General features: G+C 54.4%; 22 protein-coding genes, 1 riboswitch and 1 other annotated feature (1 of these 24 cut by a window edge). Of the genes, 12 read left to right on the top strand and 10 right to left on the bottom strand.

All coding sequences use genetic code 11. The annotated features are described in order from the left end of the window. Positions 1 to 34: a binding site (T-box leader), on the bottom strand (it extends 240 nt beyond the left edge of the window). A gap of 323 nt (positions 35 to 357) precedes the next feature. The 3 genes from IDH45_RS28405 (at position 358) to IDH45_RS28410 (ending at position 2,351) form a co-directional block, all read left to right on the top strand. Then, complete coding sequence (locus IDH45_RS28405; protein ID WP_190931536.1) at positions 358 to 1,047, top strand: helix-turn-helix domain-containing protein; 690 nt, start codon at positions 358 to 360, stop codon at positions 1,045 to 1,047. Between the two features lie 70 nt (positions 1,048 to 1,117). Beyond that, positions 1,118 to 1,378 (top strand): toxin-antitoxin system TumE family protein, encoded by a 261-nt coding sequence (locus IDH45_RS35385; RefSeq protein WP_397327114.1) that lies wholly within the window; start codon positions 1,118 to 1,120, stop codon positions 1,376 to 1,378. A 256-nt stretch (positions 1,379 to 1,634) separates the two neighbouring features. Then, positions 1,635 to 2,351, top strand: coding sequence for a sulfite exporter TauE/SafE family protein (locus tag IDH45_RS28410; protein WP_190931537.1), 717 nt, complete (start codon positions 1,635 to 1,637; stop codon positions 2,349 to 2,351). Between the two features lie 72 nt (positions 2,352 to 2,423). On the opposite strand, the gene IDH45_RS28415 is transcribed toward IDH45_RS28410, so the two are convergent. The 3 genes from IDH45_RS28415 to IDH45_RS28425 are packed head-to-tail and all read right to left on the bottom strand — an operon-like array spanning position 2,424 to position 5,095. Then, a complete protein-coding gene (locus IDH45_RS28415) occupies positions 2,424 to 3,134 on the bottom strand; it encodes a hypothetical protein (RefSeq protein ID WP_190931538.1) in 711 nt (236 codons plus the stop codon). Continuing rightward, positions 3,131 to 3,898, bottom strand: a complete 768-nt coding sequence (locus IDH45_RS28420; RefSeq protein ID WP_190931539.1) for a hypothetical protein — start codon at positions 3,896 to 3,898, stop codon at positions 3,131 to 3,133. Before IDH45_RS28420 ends, IDH45_RS28415 begins: the two co-directional genes overlap by 4 nt. A 12-nt stretch (positions 3,899 to 3,910) precedes the next feature. After that, a complete protein-coding gene (locus tag IDH45_RS28425) occupies positions 3,911 to 5,095 on the bottom strand; it encodes an SPFH domain-containing protein (RefSeq protein ID WP_190931540.1) in 1,185 nt (394 codons plus the stop codon). A gap of 426 nt (positions 5,096 to 5,521) precedes the next feature. On the opposite strand from IDH45_RS28425, the gene IDH45_RS28430 reads away from it, so the two are divergent. Together IDH45_RS28430 and IDH45_RS28435 are read left to right on the top strand one after the other, a co-directional pair. Then, the gene (locus IDH45_RS28430; RefSeq protein ID WP_190931541.1) at positions 5,522 to 6,811 is read left to right on the top strand and encodes an aminotransferase class I/II-fold pyridoxal phosphate-dependent enzyme; all 1,290 of its coding nucleotides are present in this window, start codon (positions 5,522 to 5,524) and stop codon (positions 6,809 to 6,811) included. A gap of 160 nt (positions 6,812 to 6,971) precedes the next feature. Beyond that, entirely contained in the window at positions 6,972 to 7,109 is a 138-nt protein-coding gene (locus tag IDH45_RS28435; protein WP_190931542.1) for a hypothetical protein, read from the top strand. A gap of 562 nt (positions 7,110 to 7,671) precedes the next feature. Here the strand turns inward: IDH45_RS28435 and IDH45_RS28440 are convergent. Next, positions 7,672 to 8,175 (bottom strand): trypsin-like peptidase domain-containing protein, encoded by a 504-nt coding sequence (locus IDH45_RS28440; RefSeq protein ID WP_190931543.1) that lies wholly within the window; start codon positions 8,173 to 8,175, stop codon positions 7,672 to 7,674. A gap of 46 nt (positions 8,176 to 8,221) precedes the next feature. Continuing rightward, positions 8,222 to 8,938: a hypothetical protein gene (locus IDH45_RS28445; RefSeq protein ID WP_190931544.1), complete on the bottom strand. Its 717-nt coding sequence runs from the start codon at positions 8,936 to 8,938 to the stop codon at positions 8,222 to 8,224. Between the two features lie 492 nt (positions 8,939 to 9,430). Next, positions 9,431 to 9,511, top strand: a riboswitch (ZMP/ZTP riboswitch). Positions 9,512 to 9,596: 85 nt separating this feature from the next. Here IDH45_RS28445 and purT point away from each other — a divergent pair. Together purT and IDH45_RS28455 are read left to right on the top strand one after the other, a co-directional pair. Continuing rightward, positions 9,597 to 10,757, top strand: a complete 1,161-nt coding sequence (gene purT, locus IDH45_RS28450) for a phosphoribosylglycinamide formyltransferase 2 (protein WP_190931545.1) — start codon at positions 9,597 to 9,599, stop codon at positions 10,755 to 10,757. 189 nt (positions 10,758 to 10,946) lie between these two features. Beyond that, positions 10,947 to 11,354 (top strand): DUF6855 family protein, encoded by a 408-nt coding sequence (locus IDH45_RS28455; RefSeq protein WP_190931546.1) that lies wholly within the window; start codon positions 10,947 to 10,949, stop codon positions 11,352 to 11,354. Positions 11,355 to 11,777: 423 nt separating this feature from the next. On the opposite strand, the gene IDH45_RS28460 is transcribed toward IDH45_RS28455, so the two are convergent. Further along, on the bottom strand, positions 11,778 to 12,116 hold the full coding sequence (locus IDH45_RS28460; protein WP_190931547.1) for an ArsR/SmtB family transcription factor: 339 nt from the start codon (positions 12,114 to 12,116) through the stop codon (positions 11,778 to 11,780). Positions 12,117 to 12,296: 180 nt separating this feature from the next. Then, positions 12,297 to 13,388, bottom strand: a complete 1,092-nt coding sequence (locus tag IDH45_RS28465) for a sialidase family protein (protein WP_190931548.1) — start codon at positions 13,386 to 13,388, stop codon at positions 12,297 to 12,299. Between the two features lie 397 nt (positions 13,389 to 13,785). Between IDH45_RS28465 and IDH45_RS28470 the strand changes: the two genes are divergently transcribed. The 4 genes from IDH45_RS28470 (at position 13,786) to IDH45_RS28485 (ending at position 18,199) form a co-directional block, all read left to right on the top strand. Next, a complete protein-coding gene (locus IDH45_RS28470) occupies positions 13,786 to 14,355 on the top strand; it encodes a TetR/AcrR family transcriptional regulator (protein WP_190931549.1) in 570 nt (189 codons plus the stop codon). A 15-nt stretch (positions 14,356 to 14,370) separates the two neighbouring features. After that, the gene (locus tag IDH45_RS28475) at positions 14,371 to 15,732 is read left to right on the top strand and encodes an MATE family efflux transporter (protein WP_190931550.1); all 1,362 of its coding nucleotides are present in this window, start codon (positions 14,371 to 14,373) and stop codon (positions 15,730 to 15,732) included. 315 nt (positions 15,733 to 16,047) lie between these two features. After that, on the top strand, positions 16,048 to 17,370 hold the full coding sequence (locus IDH45_RS28480; protein ID WP_190931551.1) for a helix-turn-helix transcriptional regulator: 1,323 nt from the start codon (positions 16,048 to 16,050) through the stop codon (positions 17,368 to 17,370). Next, positions 17,345 to 18,199 (top strand): WYL domain-containing protein, encoded by an 855-nt coding sequence (locus tag IDH45_RS28485; protein WP_190931552.1) that lies wholly within the window; start codon positions 17,345 to 17,347, stop codon positions 18,197 to 18,199. The genes IDH45_RS28480 and IDH45_RS28485 overlap by 26 nt, the downstream gene beginning before the upstream one ends. Before the next feature lie 809 nt (positions 18,200 to 19,008). Here the strand turns inward: IDH45_RS28485 and IDH45_RS28490 are convergent. Both IDH45_RS28490 and IDH45_RS28495 read right to left on the bottom strand, forming a co-directional pair. Beyond that, complete coding sequence (locus IDH45_RS28490; RefSeq protein ID WP_190931553.1) at positions 19,009 to 19,293, bottom strand: hypothetical protein; 285 nt, start codon at positions 19,291 to 19,293, stop codon at positions 19,009 to 19,011. 203 nt (positions 19,294 to 19,496) lie between these two features. Continuing rightward, positions 19,497 to 21,638 (bottom strand): family 20 glycosylhydrolase, encoded by a 2,142-nt coding sequence (locus tag IDH45_RS28495; RefSeq protein ID WP_190931554.1) that lies wholly within the window; start codon positions 21,636 to 21,638, stop codon positions 19,497 to 19,499. Positions 21,639 to 21,728: 90 nt separating this feature from the next. On the opposite strand from IDH45_RS28495, the gene IDH45_RS28500 reads away from it, so the two are divergent. After that, positions 21,729 to 22,547, top strand: a complete 819-nt coding sequence (locus tag IDH45_RS28500; RefSeq protein WP_190931555.1) for a helix-turn-helix domain-containing protein — start codon at positions 21,729 to 21,731, stop codon at positions 22,545 to 22,547. Positions 22,548 to 22,646: 99 nt separating this feature from the next. Here the strand turns inward: IDH45_RS28500 and IDH45_RS28505 are convergent, their stop codons facing one another. Continuing rightward, positions 22,647 to 23,939, bottom strand: coding sequence for an ABC transporter substrate-binding protein (locus tag IDH45_RS28505; protein ID WP_190931556.1), 1,293 nt, complete (start codon positions 23,937 to 23,939; stop codon positions 22,647 to 22,649). Positions 23,940 to 24,372: the final 433 nt, after the last annotated feature.

Consider the following 24,372-nt stretch of genomic DNA (forward strand, 5'->3'; position numbering starts at 1 on the left):
GAATCCAAATTACTGTTCTCTTCATAGCCGTATGTTATTTTTTGAAAATTTAAAATTAACTTAGCAAATAGAAATGGTTGTTGTCAACCTCAATCTTCCTGCGTTCTTTATTAATAAAATATATGCTGACCGTTAACTTTGAGACCGCCCGATCATTCCTCAGCGTCCTCTCTGTCGATTTCATCTATCTTGTCGTATCAGATAGCATGCGTCTCATCTCGCTTACCACTCTTAGTCATACAATTTATGGAATAATTTAGCGTTTTCAGGTTTATACTAAATTTGAAGTTTGTTATATGTACAATTGAAGTTCAATTGAAGTTTTGAACATAACATGTTAAGATAGGCGGTGAGGTGATGTTTATGTTTAATCTAGCGGAAAAGGAAATCGCCATTACCGAAGCGGTCACGATCTCTGAATTAGTTAAGAGCGTTCCAGAGCCACAAAGCAAAAATCTTCCACTTTTTGTCATGGCTCTGGCCAACTACATTGAAAAAACATCCTCCCATAATCCAAGCGGAATTTTACAGGAAGTTCAACGTTGTCTTACTGAGCAAAATACGCATCGTGCTCTACAGCGGTTGCTTGTGCATATGGTGACTGTAGGTACGTCAGAGGACTCCTTAAACATGCGCATGTACACGACAGGAGAAGTTGCTCGCTTTTTCGGTGTAAGTGTCGCTACGATCAATAACTGGCTCAACCAAGGGCGTTTTCTCGGTATTGAGAAGGGGGAGCGGTTTAAGCAGGTACGCATACCGGAAAACGCCGTTTATTCTGCTCCAACAGGTGTACAAACATCAGTGGCAGATGCCGCCGAAGCGTATGAGCGCGAGCAAGCCCGTCTGCACCGGGTCCGGCCGATGACAGAGGCTGAAGAACTTGCTGAACTGGTAAATGCAGTCGTTTATTTCGAGGAAAAGTATGACGGCACCTACGAGGATACGCTTGACACCAAACTGGAACTTACGCCTGACGAAGCCCGCGACGCGCAGCAGTGGGAGGGCTTACTGCGATCGATAGAAAGACGAGGAGGCGGCGCTTGATGAAATCACATCGAGCTGCAAGGCCGCCTTCTAATATACCGCAATTAGAGCGGGTTACGCCCACATCATAATCGACACCAGAGACGGGGATGGAACTGGATTAAGGTCCTCCCGCAAATTTACGCGTCATACGTTCGTCTTCGTCGACGGGTCGCGTCTGTTGATCACAGAAGAATTGCACAGCGGTATCATAGATGTTTCCTACTACAATTGGGTGGATTCAAACGGAAATACGATCCTCTGTTTCCATAGCGAGCCGCACGACCTGAATCCGAGTTATCAAACTGCGACCGAGCCGCACCACGTTCATCGCCCGACGATACCAAGTTGACCAACATCACGCGTTACCCAAACTTTCATCATCAGGAACTACATACGATCATGGAGCATATTTTCTTCTCGCTTGTGGCAGCAAAAAAAATTTAAATTCACCCTTAATTACAAGATTGGACTAAGACCCTAAGACGAAATTTCCTGCGCGCTTCCATTCGATAACCCAGCTGCCCCCCTTCATTTTATCCATATTAAACTTTATAATAGGTGGACGGTTCCGTTCACAAAAGTAATAATATGGAAGTGACGCTTTAATGGAGGATTGGATTCTGCTCGTTGTGATTGTCCTTGCCGCCTCGCTGTTGCAGACCAGTACCGGGTACGGCTTTTCAATTATCGGCACGCCGTTTTTGTTTCTGATTTACCCGGCTCATACCGCTATTCAGATCAATATTATTCTGTCGCTCTGCCTTTCCTTTGTGATGATCTATAACATTCGCAAGGAAATCGATCCGGTTTTATTAACCCGATTAATCAAAGGCAGTATCCTGGGGTTAGTACCGGGAATATTCATTTATTTATACGTGGATGTTCAATGGTTGAAAATGGTCGTAGGCGGCCTGATCCTGCTCTTGACGGCACTTCTGATCCTCAAGCTGACTGTCCGGCAGACCGTAACCAAAGATTATGTCACCGGCGGCATCTCGGGTCTGTTAACGACGAGCATCGGGGTGCCCGGACCGCCTCTGCTGCTCTACTTCGCAGGCGTCGGCACTCGCAAGGAGACGCTTCGCAGCACTACGCTGGCCTACTACCTGTTCGTCTATTTGGCCAGTTTGATTATGCAAATCGGATTGGACGGGACGAATTCCGAGACGTGGATCTCGGCTGCGATTGCGTTGCCTTCGCTGTTCCTCGGGATTTTCCTGGGGCAATTTTTATTTAAGTATATGAATCAACAGGTATTCAAAATGATTACGTACGTCATCCTGCTGTTTACCGGGTTGTATCTGTTGATCAGCAGTATGTAAAAAACCTCCACTCCCGCGTTCTAACGGAGTTGGAGGTTTTTTATTCCATCGGGCCCGGGAGCGTTCCCGGGGTCATCCGACCGGAGAACCGCAATATTCGCACTCTTTGCTTTGGCCTTGTACCAGCTCGGTCTTGTAGCCGCAGCCCGAGCATTCTACGACTTTCACAGCGGGTGCGGTTTCTTTTTTTACGGGAGCTGCAGCGGGCGCCGCCTGCATGCGGGAGTATCCCGTCTCGATCACGATGTTCACGTCGTGTCTGTGAGGGTCGGCATGCGCGTTCCGGAACAACACTTCGCGGGAATACGAATCTACGAACGCGCCCGGCAAGCGGCCGGTGTAGATCATATGACAGATGTCGTTCATCACCGTATGGGCATTTTGTTTGGTCATGTCCGCGATCCGGTCGATCGATGCGATATGCTTATGTACGATCAGATTTTCGTAATAGGTATACATCTGATGCAGCTTACGCTCCTTGCGTCTGGCCCACAAACCAAGGAGGACGCCGGGAAGCGCAAGGAATAGAAACGTGATCACGGCGAACAAGACGACATCCCCGGGATACTCTTGCACCATCGCCACCATGTACACGAACGACATGAACGCCCAAACGACCATCAGCGACACGGAAATTAATTTTATATCGTCAATTTTCAAATGATTGGCATGGCGGTGCTTATAGATCCGGAACAGCAGAAAGAAAACACCGATCGGAAAAAACAACGTACAGCCAATAAACACCAAACAGCCGTGAACGGATGGCTTTGCCTGATAATTCATCCGATACCTTCTCCTCTCGATGCCTCGCTCCGAAGCTTGCGTCTCCGCGTCTCCAGATCCGTGAGCACGTCCTGCGCGAGCTGACGGGCCATCTCCAGATGACCGGCATGACCGTTCTCTTCACGCAGCAGACGCACGCAATTCTCCAGTTCCCTCATTTGCCACAGCAAGCTGTCTTCCAGTTGGGAGACGGAAGGGCGGCTGACCGGATCGCCGGCGGACAAGCGCTCGGCCAATTGTTCCACAAGCGAATGCAGCAATTCCTTCTCTCTGCCGCTCCCGTCTAACGCCAGCAGCTCCCGGATCGTGTGCAGGGAACTTTTCATTTGCTTCATAAATACGCTCCGCTGTCGAAGCTCCGTCTCGTGCTTCGCAACGAACCGGACGTACCGGCCGGACGCCATTACACCTGCGGCGAGCAAGACGAGCATGCCGGCCTGGACCCCGGCATAGACAGGCCACGACAGGCGGAAGGCAAACCCGAACACGAACGTAATCACCAGTACAGCCGCTCCGTACAGCACGATCAGCGTGCCTTGCACCAAATAAGCCGGTACCAGCTGTTTCTCCTTCGCTCCGGCTCCGACCCGCTCCCAAACAAAGCGGAAGGCGAGCAGCTCGGCTACAAGCATAGCGGCCCCGGAGACGATACTATGCGCAGGCGGCAAGCCGATCCGGCTCAACAATCCGAACAAACCGGCGGTCGCGGCAGCCGCGATTAGAAAAAGCACCGTCATCAAGCCAGTCACGTTGCGTTTGCTCATCGTCTTCTCCTCTCAACCCAGCTTATGTCCGCATTCCTTGCAAAACTTCTCTCCGGGTTGAAACTCCTGCTTACACGAGCTGCACTGCAGCGTCTGGCTCTGCCCGCATTCCGGACAAAACTTGGCTCCCTGCGTTATCGAAACGCCGCAATGCCTGCACCCTCCGGCCATCGCCTGCCCGCACTTGGCGCAGCTCCGGGCGTTCGCCGGGTTGTCCGCTCCGCAGGCTGCACACGGATGGTACGGATCGCCGCAATTGGAGCAAAACTTCGAACCTGCGGTAATCGGGTGGCCGCACTTGCTGCAGCCAGACGCCGGGGCGCTCGCCTGCCGGGACAGCTCGGACATCGTTCTCCCCATCGTGCCTCCGATTCCGGCTCCCATCTCCATGCCGATGCCGACTCCCATAAACGTTCCGGAAGCCGCCTCGTTTTGCGCCGCACTTTGCAAGGTGTCGAACGTCCGCTCCTGATGATACGTGTAGCCGAGAATGTTCATCTCCGCTTTTTTGGCCAAAGCTTCCTTCAGCCGTGCCGTTACGGAGTCGCTTTCCGGAATGTTGATCGAGTCGGTATGAAAGTTCACCAGCCGGATTCCGTAGGATTGGAATGCCGGAGCGATCCGCTCTTCGATATGTTTCGATATTTCGCCGACATACGCATTGATCTCCAGTATGCTGATCTTCTTATGGATCAAGTAGCTCGAGATCAGCTCGTTAATATTCATCATCATGGCGGCCCGAAAATGTTTGCCGAGCGTCGCCTGATCGTATTCCTCAACCGTTCCGATCAGCTTGGTCAAAAAACTCCGGGTGTCTTCGATCTGAATGCCGAACTGCCCGAACGCCCGCACCGATACCGGAACCTGGTATACCGGGTCCTTCAACTGGATCGGCGCCGCCGTCCCCCATTTTATATTCAGCGTCCGCAGCTTGTTGACGAACCACACCTCCGCCGTAAACGGCGACTTGCCGCCGAACGGAAGCTTGACGATCGAAGTCAGTATCGGAATATTTTGCGTAGAAAGCGTATGGCGCCCGGCCGGAAACACATCCAGCGCCTGTCCGCCCATGAACAATAACGCCTCCTGCGACTCGTTCACGATCAGCTGAGTCCAGGTGCCCAGCTCCTGATCCGGATATTTCCAGGCCAGCACATCGGCAGGCCCGTCGTATTTCACCACTGTAATCAGTGCCATCGTCCTATCCCCCTGTCGTTCGATCCATTCTTTCCCTCGTAAAGACTATTCTGATTATAGTACGAACAAACTATTTTTTCGATTCATATTTATAGCTATATAGGTTGAACTAATGAAAGTTGAAGTCCATTTCGTTGCGAAAAAAATTGCTTGAAGCTTCAGACATCTTGTTTTGAGTGTCTCGGATTGAATTGGCCTTCGGACTGTTGACACTCAAAGCTTATCCTTCCGAAGCAGCTTTCTAACGAAAGCTCTTAAGCCAAAACTCGCTTTCAAGCTAATTTCTTTTCTCCACTACATTGGGTTTTACCATCGTAGATCTTTAGTTCAACTTATATAGATTCGAAAGAAGGACGGGAAGCAAGGAGATCCAGCTGGCCGCAGCGAATAGTAGATTCATGGAAACTAGACTAGGAGGCCGCCTGCATGAGCAACTTATGGACAAGAAGCACGGACGATTTACAACAACTCGAACAATCTTTACAAGCACGGTATGAGGCGTATCAAAGCCGCAGGCTGCGCCTGGACATGTCGCGCGGCAAGCCTTGCCCGGAGCAGCTCGATCTGTCGATGGGCATGCTGGATGTCCTAAGACCGGACGAAGCGCTGAGGGCGGCGGACGGTACGGATCTGCGCAATTACGGAGGGCTGGACGGCATTCCCGAAGCAAAGGCGCTGTTCGCTTCCTTCCTGGGCGTCCAGACCGGCGAGATCCTCATTGGCGGCAACTCCAGCCTGAATATGATGCACGACACGATCTCCCGGGCGATGCTGCACGGCGTAGCCGGCGGCGAAGTGCCGTGGAGCAAGCTTCCGTCGGTTAAATTTCTGTGTCCGAGCCCGGGGTACGACCGCCATTTTGCGATCTGCGAGCTGTTCGGCATCGAGATGATCGTTATCGATATGCGGCAGGACGGTCCGGATCTGGACCGGGTCGAGGAGCTGGTACGGGGAGACGAGTCGATCAAAGGCATCTGGTGCGTGCCGAAATACAGCAATCCGGACGGTATCACGTACTCGGACGAGGTCGTCGATCGTCTGGCGCGGATGGTGACCAAAGCGTCCGACTTCCGGATTTTCTGGGACGACGCGTACACGGTTCACCATCTAAGCGATACGCCCGACCGCTTGAAGCCGATTCTGGAGGCTTGCCGGGCTGCGGGCCATCCGGATCGTCCGTTTATTTTCAGCTCCACTTCCAAGATCAGCTTCCCGGGAGCCGGCGTAGCGGTGATGGCCGCCAGCGAGCATAATCTGAGCTTCATCCGCAAGCAGCTCTCGGTTCAGACGATCGGACCGGATAAAATCAACCAGATGCGTCACGTACGCTTTTTCGGCAGCGCAGACGGCATTCGTGCCCATATGGAAAAGCACGCTGCGATCATAAAGCCGAAATTCGAGGCGGTGCTGGACATCCTGGAGTCGGAGCTGGGCGGACTGGGAATCGCCTCCTGGAACAAGCCGAACGGCGGTTATTTCATTAGCTTGAACACACCGGACGGCTGCGCCAAAGAGGTGGTCCGGCTGGCCGCCGAAGCCGGAGTCACCTTGACGGGAGCCGGTGCCACGTATCCGTACGGACTCGATCCGCGCGACCGCAACATCCGGATCGCTCCGACCTTGCCGCCGCTGGAGGAGCTGCGGACCGCGATCGGGGTACTGGCGCTTTGCGTGCAGCTGGCGAGTGTCCGGGAGCGGCTCGGCAGGAGCAAATAAGCCGGCACCAAGCCTCGTTCCTTTAATTCAAATCAAACGCATCGGGTCAGGCAGCCTTCGTTCATGACTTGAACTGAGGCTGTTTGTTTTACTCGGATATTCGCGATCCTATTGCCGTTTTCGACAGTAGGCTGCCGCTAATTTGGGGAGGGATTCCAGGATGCATCAATCCACCGTTATTTGTATTAGCGGGCCTTCGGGCGCAGGGAAAAGCTCGTTAATGGAAAGAACCGTCGAGCTTCTCGAGGATTCGGTCAGTTTTTATTTCGATGCCTATCAATCGACGCTACTGCATTAAGAAAAACCGTCCGGAAAATCATCCGGACGGTCCTTGACGTACAAACCCATACGCTAACGCGTGAAAGGGAATGGGAACCCCCTTCCTTCGCTCCAGCCGCTCGCCCTCAGTCGTGTTGTCTTTTTACGGTGGTATCGCTAACGAACCCAGCAACCGTTATCAGAGCCGAATGCGGGCGTTTGAATTTGTAACGAACTCTAGTATGGTTATTTCCGCCCAAATCCGATCGTTTTTTTCCACTTTCGGTTCAATAACGATCCACGGATTCGTTACGTCTGGAATAACGTCGTTTTTCAGTCATAAGCGTGATCCGATTCGTTAGTCATCGGACCTGAGTATACGTTCTCTAACGCCAAGGAAGGAAACTCCTCCCCTTCATTTTAGCACGGTAAAGAACTTAAACTTTCTGGCAGATAAAAAAGCCTTTCTACCCACGAAATTTTATAAATTCTTACATGTTTAAAAAGAGTCCGCTTGGTTTCCCAAGCAGACTCTTCGTGCTTCTTAAGTGATGCTCCGATGCATGTCCAAATTTAAAGTTTGGTGAGAACCTTAGTCAAACCTAACTGTGATTAATGTTCCAGATAGCGGATATACTGGTCGAGCTAGAGGTACCGTGGTTTGCCAAGCCAGCCACATTAATAGTTGTCCAGTTAGGTGTTACAAAAGCTGGTCCGCCACTGTCACCGCCAGAAATTTTCATGTTCGCTTGTATTTGATTATTGAAATAATAAGAAGTATCAGTCCATGTTGTACAACTAACACAAGTGATCGGTCCGGATTGGAGATTATTAATAATTCCTTCGTATGCAATATAATTACCAACATCTATATTGCTAACGCTCGTTAACTCTCCCTTTACCGGATCGTTTTCCCAAATCAAAGCATCCACATCATCATAAGGGATAAAGGCAGCATCTGCAGTTGTAGTTTCCCCGGACCAAGCCGTAGGTTTAGCGGTTCGATTTGTTGTACTGAAAGCTTGTACTTCGGGTTGCCATACATATTGACTGGTATTAAAGCAATGTCCTGCTGTTATGAAACCGTTGGTTCCGTTTTTCTCCACTGCAAATCCAGAAGTACAAGGGATATCCCCAAAAGCAGTATCTTTTTCAAATTTTTACTCCAGCGATAACAGGACGAAATTTATCTGTTCGTGCCATTGGTTGGTATGGCTCCCCATCGACTTCAATGAGGACGTAATCTTCACCGATGATTTCTTTTATTTTTTGTATCTTTTCTCCTGGTGTCTTTTCGGAAACCACTACTCGAAATTTATTATGCTCGGGATCGAAACCAGAAGAAACTAGACCAAACGCTTTGAATTCCTCTGGACTAACGGATTTCATAAAATCTTTAAGAGGAATCTCTCTGTCTTCGAGTTCCTTCTTTGTGTACTTAGCAGTAAAGAACTTAACTCTTTTTTTATCTTTTTCGGAAAGAGGCGAAAGAATCTGTGCCTGGATACTTGGATCGTCATTAGTAAACCCAATATGCAGGTTACCTGTCTTTGTATCAATGTATTGTCCGGCAAAGGAGTCGATCTGTTTATGCTTATTACCAATTTCAGAAGGCACTCTTTGTCTATCAAATAGCTCCTGTGCTTCAGCTTCCGTTAATTCAACGCCATACAGCCGCTTTGATTTATTATTCCCACTTTCTTTTTTCCCTTGTTCAAGAGCAGCCGGACTAACGGAAAAACCAGCCTCTTCTCGAAATTTGATACTTTTAGGATCTGACAAAGTATCCGCAGAAGCTGAACTCATCACAACAGAAACAGCTAATACACACGAAATTGCAGCCATTGAAGCGAACTTTTTAATTTTCATAAAGCACCTCCTCCTAAATTTAATATCATCCCCAAAGCATGTAAACCAACCATCATAAAATACAAAATATAGGTAATTGTCACTTAAATATATAATATATCAATACTATACAGTATTCCATGGTACAATTATTCTATTTTTTTCCAAATATTTCATTATTAAAACTTAAGAACCCAACATAACATATTAAGCTATGAAACCAGCTATCATGATTATGAAGGCAAGGCGATACGCTACCTGTACGAACAGCTCAAATTAAGGGCGGATCTGCTGCTAGACGGTCTCAAGCCTAAAGAAGTGATCGTACAGCAATTACTGGAACATATTAGGGAAATAAATCGGCGTTAGCAGGAGCCGGTGTTAGTTCGTAACCGGCCTTTGATTGGTCCTTATCCTCCAGGGGGAAGGCGAGGCTAATGATAACCGCTGTTGCCGATCACGAGGCCAATTGCATTTCGCCCCGGATTCCGGTATGATCAAGCTGACAATTTAACGTGTATGTGTAACTGGCGGAGCATGGGGAACCATGAGGGAGCACATGGACGGTAACGGCCGTACGCCTGGGCAGAGGTAAGGGGACTTGGTTTCTCCTTGCCTCTTTTTGGTTTACTTGCGGGAAATGGGCATGACAAAATAGAACGAATTGAGGGACAAGCCGATGTTGCGTACAACCAAATTGCTGCTGTTAGGCTCGGGAGAACTCGGGAAAGAAGTGATCATCGAAGCTCAGCGCCTGGGTGTGGAGACGGTCGCCGTAGACCGCTACGCGGACGCGCCTGCCATGCAGGTCGCCCACCGCAGCTACGTGATCGATATGCTGGATGCGGAGCGGCTGCGGGCCGTGATCGAGCAGGAGAAGCCGGATCTGATCGTACCGGAGATCGAGGCGCTGGCCACCTCCGAGCTGGTGAAGCTGGAAGCGGAAGGCTACCGCGTCATTCCGACCGCCCGCGCGGCGAAGCTGACGATGGACCGCGAAGGGATACGCCGGCTTGCCGCAGAGAAGCTGGGACTTCCGACCGCCGGCTACAAGTTCGCCGATACGTACGAACAGTTCGTGCAAGCCGTCAAGGAGACTGGCTACCCTTGCGTCATCAAACCGCTCATGAGCTCATCGGGCAAAGGGCAGAGCGTATGCCGGGAAGAGAGCGATATCGAGAAAAGCTGGAATATCGCGATGGAAGGCGGCCGGGTGCAGAACGGACGGGTCATCATCGAAGAATTCATCCGATTCCAATCCGAGATTACGCTGCTGACGGTCCGTTCGGTAAGCGGGACAAGCTTCTGCGCGCCGATCGGGCACGTTCAGGAGAGCGGCGATTATATCGAGTCGTGGCAGCCCCACGAGATGACGGAACAGCAGATCGCGGAAGCGAAGCATATCGCGAAGACGATTACGGACGAGCTCGGCGGTTACGGCCTGTTCGGCGTCGAGCTGTTTCTGGCCGAGGATAAAGTGTACTTCAGCGAAGTTTCTCCACGGCCGCACGATACCGGGCTGGTGACGCTGGTCACGCAAAATTTATCCGAATTCGCCATCCACGTCCGCGCCATCCTCGGGTATCCGATTCCGGAGATCGTACTCGTTACGCCGGGCGCCAGCCGGCCGCTGAAGGCGGACCGCGAGCTGGAGCATTACCGGATCGGCGGCGCGGCCGAGGCGCTGGCCGTCTCGAACACGCAGCTGCGCATCTTCGGCAAGCCGGTTACGAAGGCAGGACGCCGTATGGCGGTAGCTTTATCGTCCGCTCCCACGGTTCAAGAAGCACGCGACCGCGCCAAGCAGGCGCTAGACAAGCTGTCCGTCGAGGAAGCATAGGAGATTCAACCGATCCGGAACAGGAACAAGACACGGGGCCGCCTCAGCAGCGGTCCTTTTGTTCGATCTTGAAGCCCGTTCGCATGGCCTGACGAGTAAGCAGCATACATTTTCTCGCACTATGACATGTTATGCTATATTGGGCATACGCACTGTACTGCGAACGATACAACCCAAAGGAGAATCGATGTGACGAACACTCAAGGCACCCAAGAAAATCCTTGGAAACTAAAAACTCCGCCGCAAACGTCCGAATACGAAATGTACAAGGACGAGAAAGACGGCAAAGCCATCCTCGTATGCACAGTCGGGAAAACGGTACTGCACTATGACTACCGCTGCATCGAGGACCTCCACGCGATGCTGAAGCAGCACGGAGACTGGATCGAGCTCGGAAGCGCCGACGAGCAGAAACCGGCCAAGGAAGGCACAGTCGAAGCGTGGGGACGTTCCCCGGATAACCCGATCGGCGGCTGGTACGGCCTGAAGAAAGGATTCCGCGGCCGGTTCGGAATGTATATCCCTCCGCTGATGGAGCAGCTCGGACTGGCCGAGGTCGAGCACCATCCGAGGAATAACCGGATGAGGGCGATCTGACGATCGGCATACGCCCATATGCCGCAACGGAACAAGTCCTGCTCAGAAGCAGGAACATTGCTGGAAATGGACGGTAATCGAATGTATTCCTGCTGGAGCGCAGGAATCTTTTTCAGAATGAGCCAAAACGAACGTCAACTTGCTCCAATTCCTGCAGATACGCAGGAATAGTACTGGCAGGAGTAGCCGCTTCCCGGGATTTGGGTAATACTTTCCCACAGTTGTACAGGCTCCCCATTTCCACTATAACAAAGAAAGCAGCAGGCTCCGCGCCTCGCTGCTTCTTTGACTTTGGACGTTTAGACCGGAGTCCGATCGCTCCGGCTAGACGTCTGTGCGGCCCGTTCCCGGCCCACGGCTTCGTTCAAGAACGAGGCCGACCCGGGCACTGGCGCGACCTGCCATACATCCCCCGCGGGAACCTTACTTGTTCCCGTCTTGATCGTGTTCCTTCGCTTGCAGCTCGCGCAAATATTCGTCCAACCGGTCGTATCGTTCCTCCCATAGACGGCGGAACGACTCCAGCCAGCTATCCAGCTCGAGAAGCGGCTCCGGACGCAGCCTGTAAATCCGCCGATTGGCGACCGGATTCACCTCGACGAGCCCGGCATCGTGAAGAACCCGAAGATGTTTGGAAGCTTGCGGCTGGTTGAGTTCGAGCCTCTCGGTTATTTCCCCTACGGTAAGGGGGCCGTCGCGCAGAAGTTCGACGATGTCTAAGCGGTTGGGCTCGGCTAATGCACTGAATGTGGTCGTATCCATGACCTGAACCCCACTCCATACAAATAATGGTGCTACGGATATCCGACGGCGCACGCGCTAGACCGGATTCGAGATCCGTGCCGCCCTCCGGCAATGAACCGGATAACAGCAAAACAGCTAATCTTATAACGTTATCATGATTAGCTCCTGTTCGTCCATCCTTTCAGCACGCCGGCCCGGTTACTTCCCGTACAGCTCCGCCAGCTTATATTTCTTGACCTTCAGTCTGGCCAGGCAGATGCCGTCCTCCGGCTCACCCGCACAATAAGCCAGCAGCAGCGAATCCGCTGTAAAATGAATCGCCGTGTAACAGTACCCGCCCCGCGTCTGTTCTCCTTCTATCGTAAAGCGGTGCCCCCACGTCTTCCCGTCATCCGTGCTGATCGCGCCGACCAGCGGGATGCGCCCCCAGGAATGCCTCTCCAGCGTCCGGGTCTCATAGTTCGGGACCGGATTCCAGACAGCGAACAGATCGCCGCTCTCCGGATTGCGCTTGACCGACAATGGTGAGGTCGGCGAAGTGAACCGCGACGGAACGGCGGGACTCCACGTCTCCCCCCCATCGAACGAAAACATCTCGTATTGGCGGCCGAGATCGGTGCGGGCGTAAGCCCATAAGGTGCCGTTGGACAGCTCGACGACTCCCGGCTCCTGAAGCCCGCTGCCGCAATGTGCCAGCGACAAGGAGCATCCGCTTTTCGCTTCGCGCCACGTCGCCCCGTCGTCGTCCGACAAGTAAAAGTAGGCCATGCCCCGCTGGTCGAACGATTTCCAGTCGGTCGTGCTGTCTGTTCTCATTTTATGCAGGGCAGCAGGTACTATGGTCCGACCACTAGATAAACGAACGACCCTGTCGTTATTCGTCACATAGTAGCCCAGGCCCGGGACGCAGCACACGGGTTCCCCCCAAGTCTCCCCCTCGTCGGATGAACGCCATAACCGGAGCCGCGTGTCATGCCAGCCGTACCGGATAATATAAAACAGCCCGACATCACCGTTGCCCATCCTCAGCAAAGATACGCTCATCAGATTCAGCGCGTCATAATCGCCCGGCTGTGCCACAATCCGGTCATCTGACCACGTATCGCCGCCATCGGACGAATAGCGGACCGCAATACACGCCGCCGCCTCGTCGCTGTGCGAATCTCCGATAAACCGGCTGTACGCGAACATCAGCCGTCCGTCCTTCAGCTCCAGAAATGCTCCCTCGCTGTTGCGGGGATTCCCCTTGGCCGGCCTCAAATCCAGCACGACAGTCCCTTTGTTGTCCATTCCATTGCCCCTCCCTTTACCGAATCCGATGAAATGCACCCGGGCGGCTGATCGTACATTGCGGCTGTTGGATCAACAGATCGCAAGCCAAACCGGGCAGCGCTTTCATTTTAACCGCACTTGATTTGGATCGTCAATCTATTTCCATCTTCAGGATGCCGCCCCGCCGCAGCCTCCCTCCTTCCCGCGTGCACGGTCCATTCCGCGAGCCGAGAAACTTCAGCAAGGTTGCCCTATTCCTGTTACCGTTAAACTGACCAGAGTTCGTGTCCCCAACTAGATCTGTTATGTAAAATATTTGTAGAACAATTGAAAATCAATGAAAATGGTGATAAAATCCGATTACAGTTACCTGACTGAGGTAAGGCAACTACTAATTCGCCGAGGGGTCATGCAGGTGAGCCGAAGAGACGAGATCAAAAAAGTTGCGGTCCGCCATCTTCTGCAGTTCGGTTACGAGGGGACGAAGCTGGCGGATATCGCCCAGGGAGCCGGCATTAAGAAGCAGTCGATGTACGCTCATTTTGAGAATAAAAGAGACCTGGTCGTTGAAATCCACGAGGAGGCGACCAAACAGGAGATCGCCTTTCTCACTGCGTTTTTCGACAAACACCGGGGAAAGCCCCTGCCGAAGACGATGCAGACATTCGCTGCCGAGATGAAGGAGCGTTACGAGACGAACCCGAACGTGAAGCTCATGTTCCTGATGGCCTTTATGCCGCCCGAGCCGCTCCAGCAGCTGTTCATCACCTTGTACGACCTGTACTCGCATCATCTGCTGCATCTGCTGGAGCTCGCCTTCCGCAGCGACCCTACGCTCCGTGCGGACGCCAAGGAAGCCGCATTGGCCGTCCATACGGTGCTCGAAGGATTGTCCGCGAAGCTTATATTCGGCAGTCCCGATTATTTTATCCAGGCGTCGGAAACGACCTTCTCCTTCTTGTGGAAAGGCATTCTTCATTCGTAATCGTTATCGAGGTGTATGATGCATAATGAAAACCAAAAGCTGACGGCCCTGGAATCCGATTCCGTGGGCAAAGTGTTCGTCCGTTATCTGATCCCTTCCATGATCGGGATGTTTATGATGTCGGTCAATGCGGTCATTGACGGCATATTCGTAGGAAATCGTTTCGGCGAAGTGGCGCTTGCGGGCGTTAATGTCGCGTTTCCGGTGTTCTCGATTTATTTTGCGGTCTCGCTGTGGATCGGCATCGGAGGAGCGGCTCTGTATTCGAGACATCTGGGCGCCAAGCAGGTGAAGCAAGCCCAGTCGGTCTTCACCCATTCGCTTGCGCTTATATTCAGCCTGACGCTGATCATCGCCGGGATCGCTTATGTGTTCCGGCACAAACTGGCCGTTTTTCTCGGGGCCAACGACGATACGATGCCGTATGTGATGGAGTTTATGAACGTGCTGCTCGCGTTCGGCTTTATCGTAACTGTCCAGAATACGTTCAACATTTTCGTCCGCAACGACGGCAATCCGAACCTGGCGATGATCTCGCTGATCGTGACTTCGGTATGCAACGTGGTATTGAACTATCTGTTTCTGTTCGTACTCGATTTCAGCGTAGCGGGCTCAGCCTGGGCGCTGATCGGCGCTTCTGCGATCGGGACGCTCGTGCTGGTCACCCATTTTCTGCGCAAGGAATGCTCGCTGCGGTTCGTGAAGCTGCGCTTCTCCTGGGAGCTGCTGAGAAATACGTTCACAGTCGGCTTTCCGAGCTTCGTCGCGGAGCTGGGCATCGCCGTCTTCATGGCCGGATACAATATCGCCATGGTCCGCTGGGCCGGAACGCTCGGCGTGTCCGCCTTCTCCGTCCTGAACTATGTTCACAGCGTGATGCTTATGCTGTTCATCGGCATGGGGGCGGGCATCCAGCCGCTTATTAGCTACTACCGTGGAGCGAAGCAGCACGTCCGGGAACGCCAGACGATCCGGCTCGCCGTCAAGACCGCTTTCGGCATCGGCTCCGGCATCTTTCTGATCGGGCTCGTCGCGGCGGACGGGATCGTGTCGCTGTTCGGCTCGTTCGCCCCCGAAGTCCGGGAGATGGCCGCTACCGGCATCCGGCTGTTTTTTATCGGCTACTTGTTTATGGGCGTCAATTTCGTGATGATGACCTACTTCCAGTCAACCGATCAGGTCAAAATGGCGACCTGGATTACCGTGGCCCGGGAAATGCTGTTGATGGTCGCCATCCTGTTCACGCTGCCGCATCTGATCGGCACGACCGGCATCTGGCTGGCGATTCCGCTCTCCGAGCTGATCGTCGTTATTACGGTATACGCCTATATCCGCAGACGCGCGCGTATCGCTCCTGCAGCGAATTCGGCCGTGTAACGTTCCTGCGGCGGGAAATGTCCGGCTTCCGGACAGGTACACAACGCGGCGGCCCTGCTGGAAGGGACCGCCCGTTTTTGGGTTGGCCTGCGGGGCGCCGGGCTACCGCGATACAGCTTGCCCCTCTAACGTCAGCCGACTGCCAGCCGAACGCCTCCTGCGCCGCGATACCGCCCGCTGGAAGACGCATGCGGGGCGCAGCGGCAGTCCGATGCCGTTTCCCCTCGACCTGGCAGGGCGTACTCTTCCCCCTCTTTTTCCCGCCTGTTACAATAAAGACAGAACCTTTCGCCGCCAACCGAGGAGGGATCGCTGATGGCCCGAGAAAGCTTCGACAAGGAAGTCCAGTTTCTGCGTTTGCTCGCCTTGACGAGCGGTGCGTACAGCCGGCAGCAATTTGCCGAGCGACTTGGCATATCCGTACATACTTTCGATAAAACGATCAAGCGCCTCAAGGAAATTGTCGGCACCGTGCACGGGCAATTGCCGGAGGAGCAAGGCAAGGAGCTCTCCGAAGCGGTCCGCTACAGCTACTATGACTGCGCCGATCCGATGCTGCTGTTCCTGTTCCGCGCCAAATCGCTGAAAGAGTCCGAAAGCGAGCGGATCTCGATGCTGCTCGCCGCCTTAAACAACCGGCCGTTCACCGCGATGGAACTGCTCGATCTGCTCTGCGGCCAGCTGCCTGCCAGCTCCGCTCTGCCGGATGAGAAGACCGTTCGCTCCGATCTGAAATATTTGGAGGAAGTCGGCGTCATCCGCAAGGAAGCGGGTCCGCGTCCGTACCGGTACCGGCTGGATAACGAATTTATTATGCAATTATCCGAGGAGGAGCTGTACGATCTGTACGACTTCGTCGATGTGATGACCCATACGCAGGTGCCGTCGGTTCAAGGCTATATGCTGCGGGACGGGCTGAAGAAGCATTTCCTACGCGGCGCCGCCGACAAGCCGGCCGTGGAGCCGTTTCTATACAAATACCATTATTATTCGAGAATATTGGACGAAGCTCACCTGTTCCCGCTGATTCAGGCGATCCGCAGCCGCCGCAAGGTACGCTTTCTGTATTTCTCCCCGAAAGCCGACAAGAGCTACGCCTCCAAAAATACGAATCCGCTGTTCGAGCGGGAATCCAGCGGCAGGCTGGAGACCGCGCTTCCGCTGAAGGTGGTATACGATCATCAGTACGGACGCTGGTATATGCTCGCCTCCGGCCGGGAGGGCATCCGGAAATACCGGATGGAAGGCATGACTCAGATCGAAGAAGACGCGGCGGTTGCCGAGACGGAATTTGCCGATAAGCTCCGGGAGCTGGAGGAGCGCACGCGGTTCAGCTGGCTCATCGATACCGGCCGTCCGGTCAACGTGCGCGCCCGCTTCTATAACCCCGGACCCGGAGAGCCGAACTTCGTCAAGGAACGGGTGCTGCTGCAAGGGCAATGGGGGCGGATTACAGAGGAAACCGACGACCGCTTCGACTTCGAGATTACCGTGAACGGTACGATCGAGATCCGCCCGTGGCTGCGCAGCTTCGGCTCGAGCTGCGAAGTGCTGGAGCCCGCCGGGCTGCGCCGGGAAATGATCGAGGAATGGAAGGAGCTGCAAGCCCGTTATGAACCCGTTCGAGAAAATATTTAATTACCGCCTCTTGTCCCGGCTTGACGACTCGGGGACGTTCATGGTGACCTCGCACGAGCGGCAATGGCTGAAGACGATGCTCCGGCACCCTTCCGCCGCCGATGCGTTCTCCCCGGGCACGTTGGAGAAGCTGCGCTCCATCCTCGAGCGCGAGCCCTCCATCGAAACGGCCGTATATGTAACCGAGAAAGCGCGCAGCGCCGACAAGCAGCTGTATCATCCGATGCTTCGTCCGCTGCGCCGGTGCTTGCAGCGTTCATTGGGGGTGCACCTAACGTACTCGACCAAGGGAGGACAGATCGTATCCCGCCAGACGGGGATGCCGTTCAAGCTGGAATATTCCATGATCAAAAAAGAGTGGTACCTGCTCTGGTACCATCTGAGGCACCGCGCCTTGATGAGCACCCGGCTGCAAAAAATCGTCTCGGTCTCGGATATCGCCATCTCGCCGGACGAGGCCGAGAGGATTCGCGGACAGATCGCCCGGATGCTCGACTCCCGCAAGACGGATGCCCTCATCGAAGTCGTACCCGCGTACAACCGCGAGCTGTCCCGCATCCTGTACGCCTTCTCCTGCTTCGAGAAGGATGTCGAATACGATCCGGCGGCCGGCCTCTACCGGATTCGGGTCTGTTTTCTCGGCGACGAGAGCGAATATTTGCTCTCCAAGCTCCGTTTCCTCGGCAAGCGTGTCCGGGTCGTGCAGGGGGTTTACTTGCAGAAGCGGATGCACGAATCCGCGACCAAGGCCCTGGCCCGATACGGCATCGTCCCGGACGCGGAGGGACGGGAGGAAGCTGCGGCTGCCTCGGAAGCGCCGGAGGGGTAAACCCTCTGGCCCTCTGGCGGGGCCGATGAGGCCAGCTCAGCGGCTGGCGTGGCGGACGCAGAGGGGAGCTACGGCGGTATGTAGCAGCGACTGGCGGGAGGGAGGCGTTCCTTTAACTGGAAGCCACCCAATGGTTATCGAAATTCGGCGCGATGCACCAAAATGGCGTGAGGTGCGGCGGCGGTGCTCCTTCAGCCAGAGGTCACCCATGCTACCGGAAGAATGACTTCCGTTATTCTCGCTCCACGCTCGTCAAATCGGTGTTAGCGGAACTTTCATTTCCGTTATTTCCGCCGATTTGGCTCATTCGGCCTTACGAGCAAGCAATAGCGGAACCAAAACTTCCGCTATTGCTCTCCCAGACGGCTTCCTCCCCAAATAACGGAAGTCGTTCTTCCGCTAAGTCCATACAGTCGACCGATAGCAGCCAGGCAGCGAATCACACTGCGCCGGGCGAGCGTCGCTCTGGCGGCTCGAAGCAGCCGCAGACGGGCGAGAGACGGTACCTTGGAGCGATGCAGCATCTGGCGGACGGAAGCCCGGCCGGGGGAGCTACGCGGTGACTGGTGGACGAACGGCGCTTTGGCGGCTCGAAACAGCCGCTAGGGCGAGAGACGGGCCGTTGGTGCGAAGCAGCAACTGGCGGGCTGAAGGCGCTCCGACGGCGCTGAACTGTGACCGTGGGCGAGCGGCTCGTCCGAGTAGTAACCAGCGAGTCCAAGTCACAAGACGAGTCATCCAGACGGCTGCCATCACGACGACTGACCAAACAAAAAAACGCCGACGCTTCCCATGCCGGCGCTTCTCCGTTATTTTCTTCTGTAAAACTTCTCCCAATTTCGAAGGATTCTATCCTTGGTAAATCTCGCTTGAAGCCGTGCGCACCTTTCCCACTTTTCTACAGCCTGCCGCTTTGTCTGGTAAAACCGGTAATCGCAAATGTTCCACGGATTGAACACTTTCCGGTACGATTTCCCGTTCGTCAGACAGCCCGCGTACCGGCGCACCGCTTTCGCGGCCTGGCGCTTGGCCCAGCGTGTTCCGGGCGTAACATGGTCCGTCATAACGGGTGAATTTTTAAAACTTCGGCTCATCTCTAACCTCCTAACGGGAAGCTAGAGACCGTCCAACTTTTTCATCCACCCACCCTTTCCTCGTTCCTACCATCATGTATACGTTATACTCCTCCATACTAGGTTTGGTTGCGCTTCAAAGCTTGGCCGTGCTCCAAACTCTACAAGCCGGAGGCGCATGGCTATATATGCTTACACTAGAGCCTATCGGTTGACACCGGCCCCTAGAGGGCCATCCCTGCCGTCCCCCGGCCTCTCAACGAGACAGGGACGGGAATCAAGGCTTCGCCGCTCCCAATCGCCTCGTCCCGCGCAAGAAGCGCCAGCTCATCCGCTTGCATCTGCATCGCCTGGCGAAGGAACATGTATTCTCTGCAAGCGACATACGCCATGTAGGGAGGCAGCACCGTTTGCATCTCGGCAAGAAGGGCGTCCAGCTCGTCCAGATGCCGCTCCAGCTTCCCGCCGATTTCGGCCAGCCGGCTTCTGTCTGTGACCGGTCTCCCCGCCAATCGCTGCCCGGCCTGAACCGCATCGGCCAGGCCGAGCAGCGCGTCGATCAGTCCGATCACTCTGCGGCATTCGAACCGGTTGACGAGCAGGTCGTATTCCCGGCCGGAAACCGGATCTCCCCGCTCAAAGAGCAGCAGCGTATGTTGAGCGAGCGCCCGGGTAATTCGGTACGCTTTATGAATCCCGTCGGAAGCGAGCACGCCTTGTATGATTCTGGAGGGGTACGGGCGCGAAGCATCCCCGTTGCCGGAAAACACGCCGATCTCCAGCAGCAGGACAAACGTCGGGTTGTACTGGAACATTTTCCGCATTTCCTGAAACCCTCTAGCCCACTGCTCCGCTTCTTGGCCGTCTACGATCCAGCCCGCGTATAAACGCTCGAACTCGGAGGCGCTTCGTTTGCGCGTATTCCAGCTTTTCTCCGCCAAGAAGGCCGTATTCCGGCGAAATGTCGGCGAATAGAGTGCATAGGCCATCGCTCCCTCGAAGGAATGCTCCGCTCCCTCGTTCAGCCGGTTCTCGATATTTTCCACATAATCCTGATAGAACATGCCCGCCAAATACCCTGTGCTCGGCGCCGTCCAGCCTGCCGCCCCGTGAACCGATCGGACCGGGAGCACCGGCATCGTATAGTTCCACCAATGAATGACCACCTTGCCGGCGAGGCCGCTCCGGTCCAGCAGCGCTTCGAACGCCTCGTCAAACCCGGTCAAATGGTCCGCCATGTCGTGCCATATTATAATTTTCTCCATCCCGTTATCGACGAGAAACCGGCCGATCTCCGTCAAATAAAGCTCCAGCAGCTGGCGAGGAGAATGCTTCTTCAAATCTTCGGCACACCAGTCGGTGATTTCATCCATGCCGATATGGAACCACGTCTGGCCGAACGGCTTCATGTAACGATCGATCATCCGTTTCAGCATCCGTTTCAGCATCGGGAACGTCTCCGGATGGGTCAGCGAGTAGCCGGTGCCCGTCGCTTGGCCCTGCCCGTCCACCGACGAGATCGCCGGGTACAGTCTCGGCAGCAGCCGCGAATGGCCGGGACCGTTAAATTGCGGAATGACCCGGACGCCCCGTTCGACCGCATACGCGATAAGCTTACTCAGGCCGTCCTGCTCGTACAAAGCCGGCCGGTACGTCTTCGTCTCCGCTTGCCCCGTCGCGGGATTCCAATAACGGATGCTCCGTTCCTCCACCAGCTCCGGATCGTCCAGCACCGGCGCGAACAGAAACTCGGAGCTGCTGTTGCCTTCCGCCGGGTACCGTCTGGGCCAGCAGCCGTATATCCCGATCCCGAGCGTGTTCAGCTTGAAGGATACCATCTCGTCGACCATCGCTTTCCAGTCGTCCAGCTCCATCAGATCGGAGCCCCAGAAGCTTTCGGCGAATATGCCCCGGACGGCCAGATCCGGCTCGTCTTCAATGTCGGCGAGAGGCAGACTCAGCAGGTCGCGGGTCGTCCCGGGCTGAAGCAGCTGAAGCAGCGTCTGGACGCCATACAGCAGCCCTTGCGGCACTCCTGTGATCCGCAATTCATTCGCATCCGACAGAAACGTATACCGCTCCGCCTCTGCGCCTCTCTCCACCAGCCGCACCCGATAAGCGGCACCTTCGCTCACACTTTCGTCCCTCTGCGACTCTTGCATGTTCACCTTTACCGTTCCGCCCCAATGCTCCTCCAACCAAGCAGTCAACTGGCGCACAGCCGTTAACGTAACTGCCGCCGGCTGTGATCCCGCTTCAACCGTCACTTCGACTGTCACTGGCCGGCTGCTGTCGAGCACCTGCTTTCCTTCGTACCTCATCTTTTTGGGTGCCGGTATGAGGATAGGAACACTGCTTCCGTTCACGATACATTCTTCCTTTCCATGGGGGGATCGATAATCGCCCGTTTTTCATTTATAATTCGAGTACAACACTGATGCCGGGAGATGCGGCCGATGAAGCCCTATCCGATCGGGGAGCTGTCCCCGTATGTTCATATCATCGTCAGATGGTGCAGCAAGGAACAATTTGTATACGACCGGGAACCGAACGAGACCTGGACGCTGTTTATTCCCGAAAGCGGCGAGTTTCGATATGAGATCGGCAGCCACCGGGGAACGGCGACGTTCGGCGATCTCGTGCTCTGCCCTCCCGACGTGCTGATGGAGCGGGAAGTGATCCATCCGCTTACGTTTCTCGCCGTGTATTTCGACTGGTATGCGGAAGGCGGGCGCAAAATCGAGAGCGAGCACGAGCTGACGCCCCATGCAGTCGGAAAATGCGCCTTGCAGGATACGCAGCGGCTGTTCTCGTCCAACGAATATTTGAAAAAAGTAATCAAGCAGAAAGATCCGGCCAGCGTCTATCGCCGAAACTTCCTGCTCCAGGACTTATGGCAGCTGTATGCCTGGGAGACCCGCTCGGCCGCCCAAGACAAGATCAGGCAGCCGATCGATACGCTAATGCGTCAAGCGGAAAGCCTGCTCCGGGAATCCAGCGCCTCGCCCGTCAACATGAAAAGCATCTCGGGAGAGCTCGGTCTGAGCGCCGTTCAATTCACTCGCCGTTTCAAGGCGGCATACGGAGTGACCCCTTCCGACTACGTCACGTCTCTCCGGCTAAGCCGCGCCCGCACTCTGCTCGCGGAGACGAAGCTGACACTGGAGCAGATCGCGCTCCAATGCGGCTACGAGAACGGATTGTACCTCAGCCGGATCTTCTCCAGAAAGATGAACGTAAGCCCCTCGCAATACCGGAAAGCTCATTTTGTATAACATCCGGTTCGGACTCGGTTCGGCCCCTGCCGATCGGCGGCGGCATCCGCTTGCAGAAGGCGGGCGCCGTCAGGCTGACCGGGGTGCACTCCTTCTACTCTATTTCTGTTTTTCCGCCTCGATCATTTTATTGATTTCTTCTTCGGCGCGGGCCAGCGCGGTATTAACGTCAATCGTGCCTTCCGTATATTCCGTAAATTTCGCTTTTGCGATATTTTCGGCTTTGGGGCGATACTGGGAAGCGACGGGGTACGACACCGGCTTGCTTTTGAATATGCCCGCTACATTTTTGCCTTGCAGAAACGGCATGTCGGCGCCAAACGACTTTTTGACCTCCTCGCTTTTTAAGGTGGTTATGCTGCCCGACTTGGCCCGTACAGTCTGGAACTCCTGCGAGGTCAATACATCAAGCACTTGCAGCGCCGCTTTCTTATGCTTGCTCGCCTGCGTGATCGTGCCGACGTACACGCTGGAATTGCCGTAAATGTTCGGCTTCTCGGGAAAGCTCGGATACTGCACGACATCCCACTCCAGCCCTTCCTTCTCCGCCGGCTGCAAAGCGGAAAAAATATTCAAATGCCCGACCATGGCAAGCGTCTTGTCCTTCGTAAACTCGTTCAGCACGTTTCCAACCGGTTTATTGCCAGGAATCGAATACATCGCATTCACCAGTTCAAAAATCTTTTTCCACCCCTCGTTGTTAATCGACGCCTTGTCCGTCTTATAGTCGACGGCGGCCAGCGACAGCGGCTGCGAGATCCATATAATCCCCGCTCCCGGGTCCAATCCGCGATATTGCGTCCCGCTTTCGTACCGGGTGACCCGTTTGCCGAGCTCGACCGTCTGGTCCCACGTCATCCCGTCCTTCGGATAATCGACCCCGAACTTATTAAATATCGTTTTGTTGTAATACAGGGCGTGAAACGTCGTTTCGTAGGGCAAAGCGAACAGTTCGCCGTTCGTTGAAGCAATTTTGACATCGTCGATATAATTCGTTTCAAAACGGTCCAGGTTGAAATTGTTCTCTTGGATCACGCCCGTCATGTCGTATAACAAACCTTTGGTGCGGTACGAGCTCAGGTTGCCGTTAAAGGTGAAGATGATGTCCGGGATCGTGCCGGCGATGATCAGATTATCCAGCGTATTTCCTTCCGCAGGCCGCATCAGGCTCAGCGTAATATGCGGGTATTTCTCCTTCACGTGCCGGGTGAGCAGCGTATCGAATACTTCGTTGTACGCACCGTCAACTGCCGCTGTAATCGTCACCGGCTCCGCTTTCTCCGGCTCTTTCGGATTGCCGGCCGTACCTCCCGGGTTCTCGCTTTGACCTGCACAGCCTGTAACCAGGACAAGCCCGAGCATCGACAGCAGCAGCGTTTTTTTTGTAACCACCGGGTAACCCCTCCTTGTTCGATATGGATATTCTTGAGAGCGCTCGCATTCATCGTAATCGATAACCCGGACCGTTCCTATGGACAATCCCTTCACCTTTTATGCACTTCATTTCACCGGGAAAAGATCGGTTCGGACGAGCCTCGATCGCCTGCCTGCTTGGCCGGCACGACAAATAAGCCCTCCCTTTGCAAGGGTGGCCGGTGTCCGCTCTATTCTCTATCACGATCAGCACATGCACTCCCGCATCTCATGCTATACTGGTTCTATCGTGACCAAGAAGATGGTGATCATTTGAAAAAAATCCGGATTCTCTCAGCCTTAATCCTGGCAGTGGTCTTACTGGGCATCGCGAGCTTCCTCTGGAAACTGAGACCTTCCCGAATCTATCGCACAATAAGAGCTTCTTGCGAGACTGTAGATTCATTGTGTA

The organism is Paenibacillus oceani (genome assembly GCF_014705615.1).
Classification (GTDB): Bacteria; Bacillota; Bacilli; order Paenibacillales; family NBRC-103111; genus Paenibacillus_AB; species Paenibacillus_AB oceani.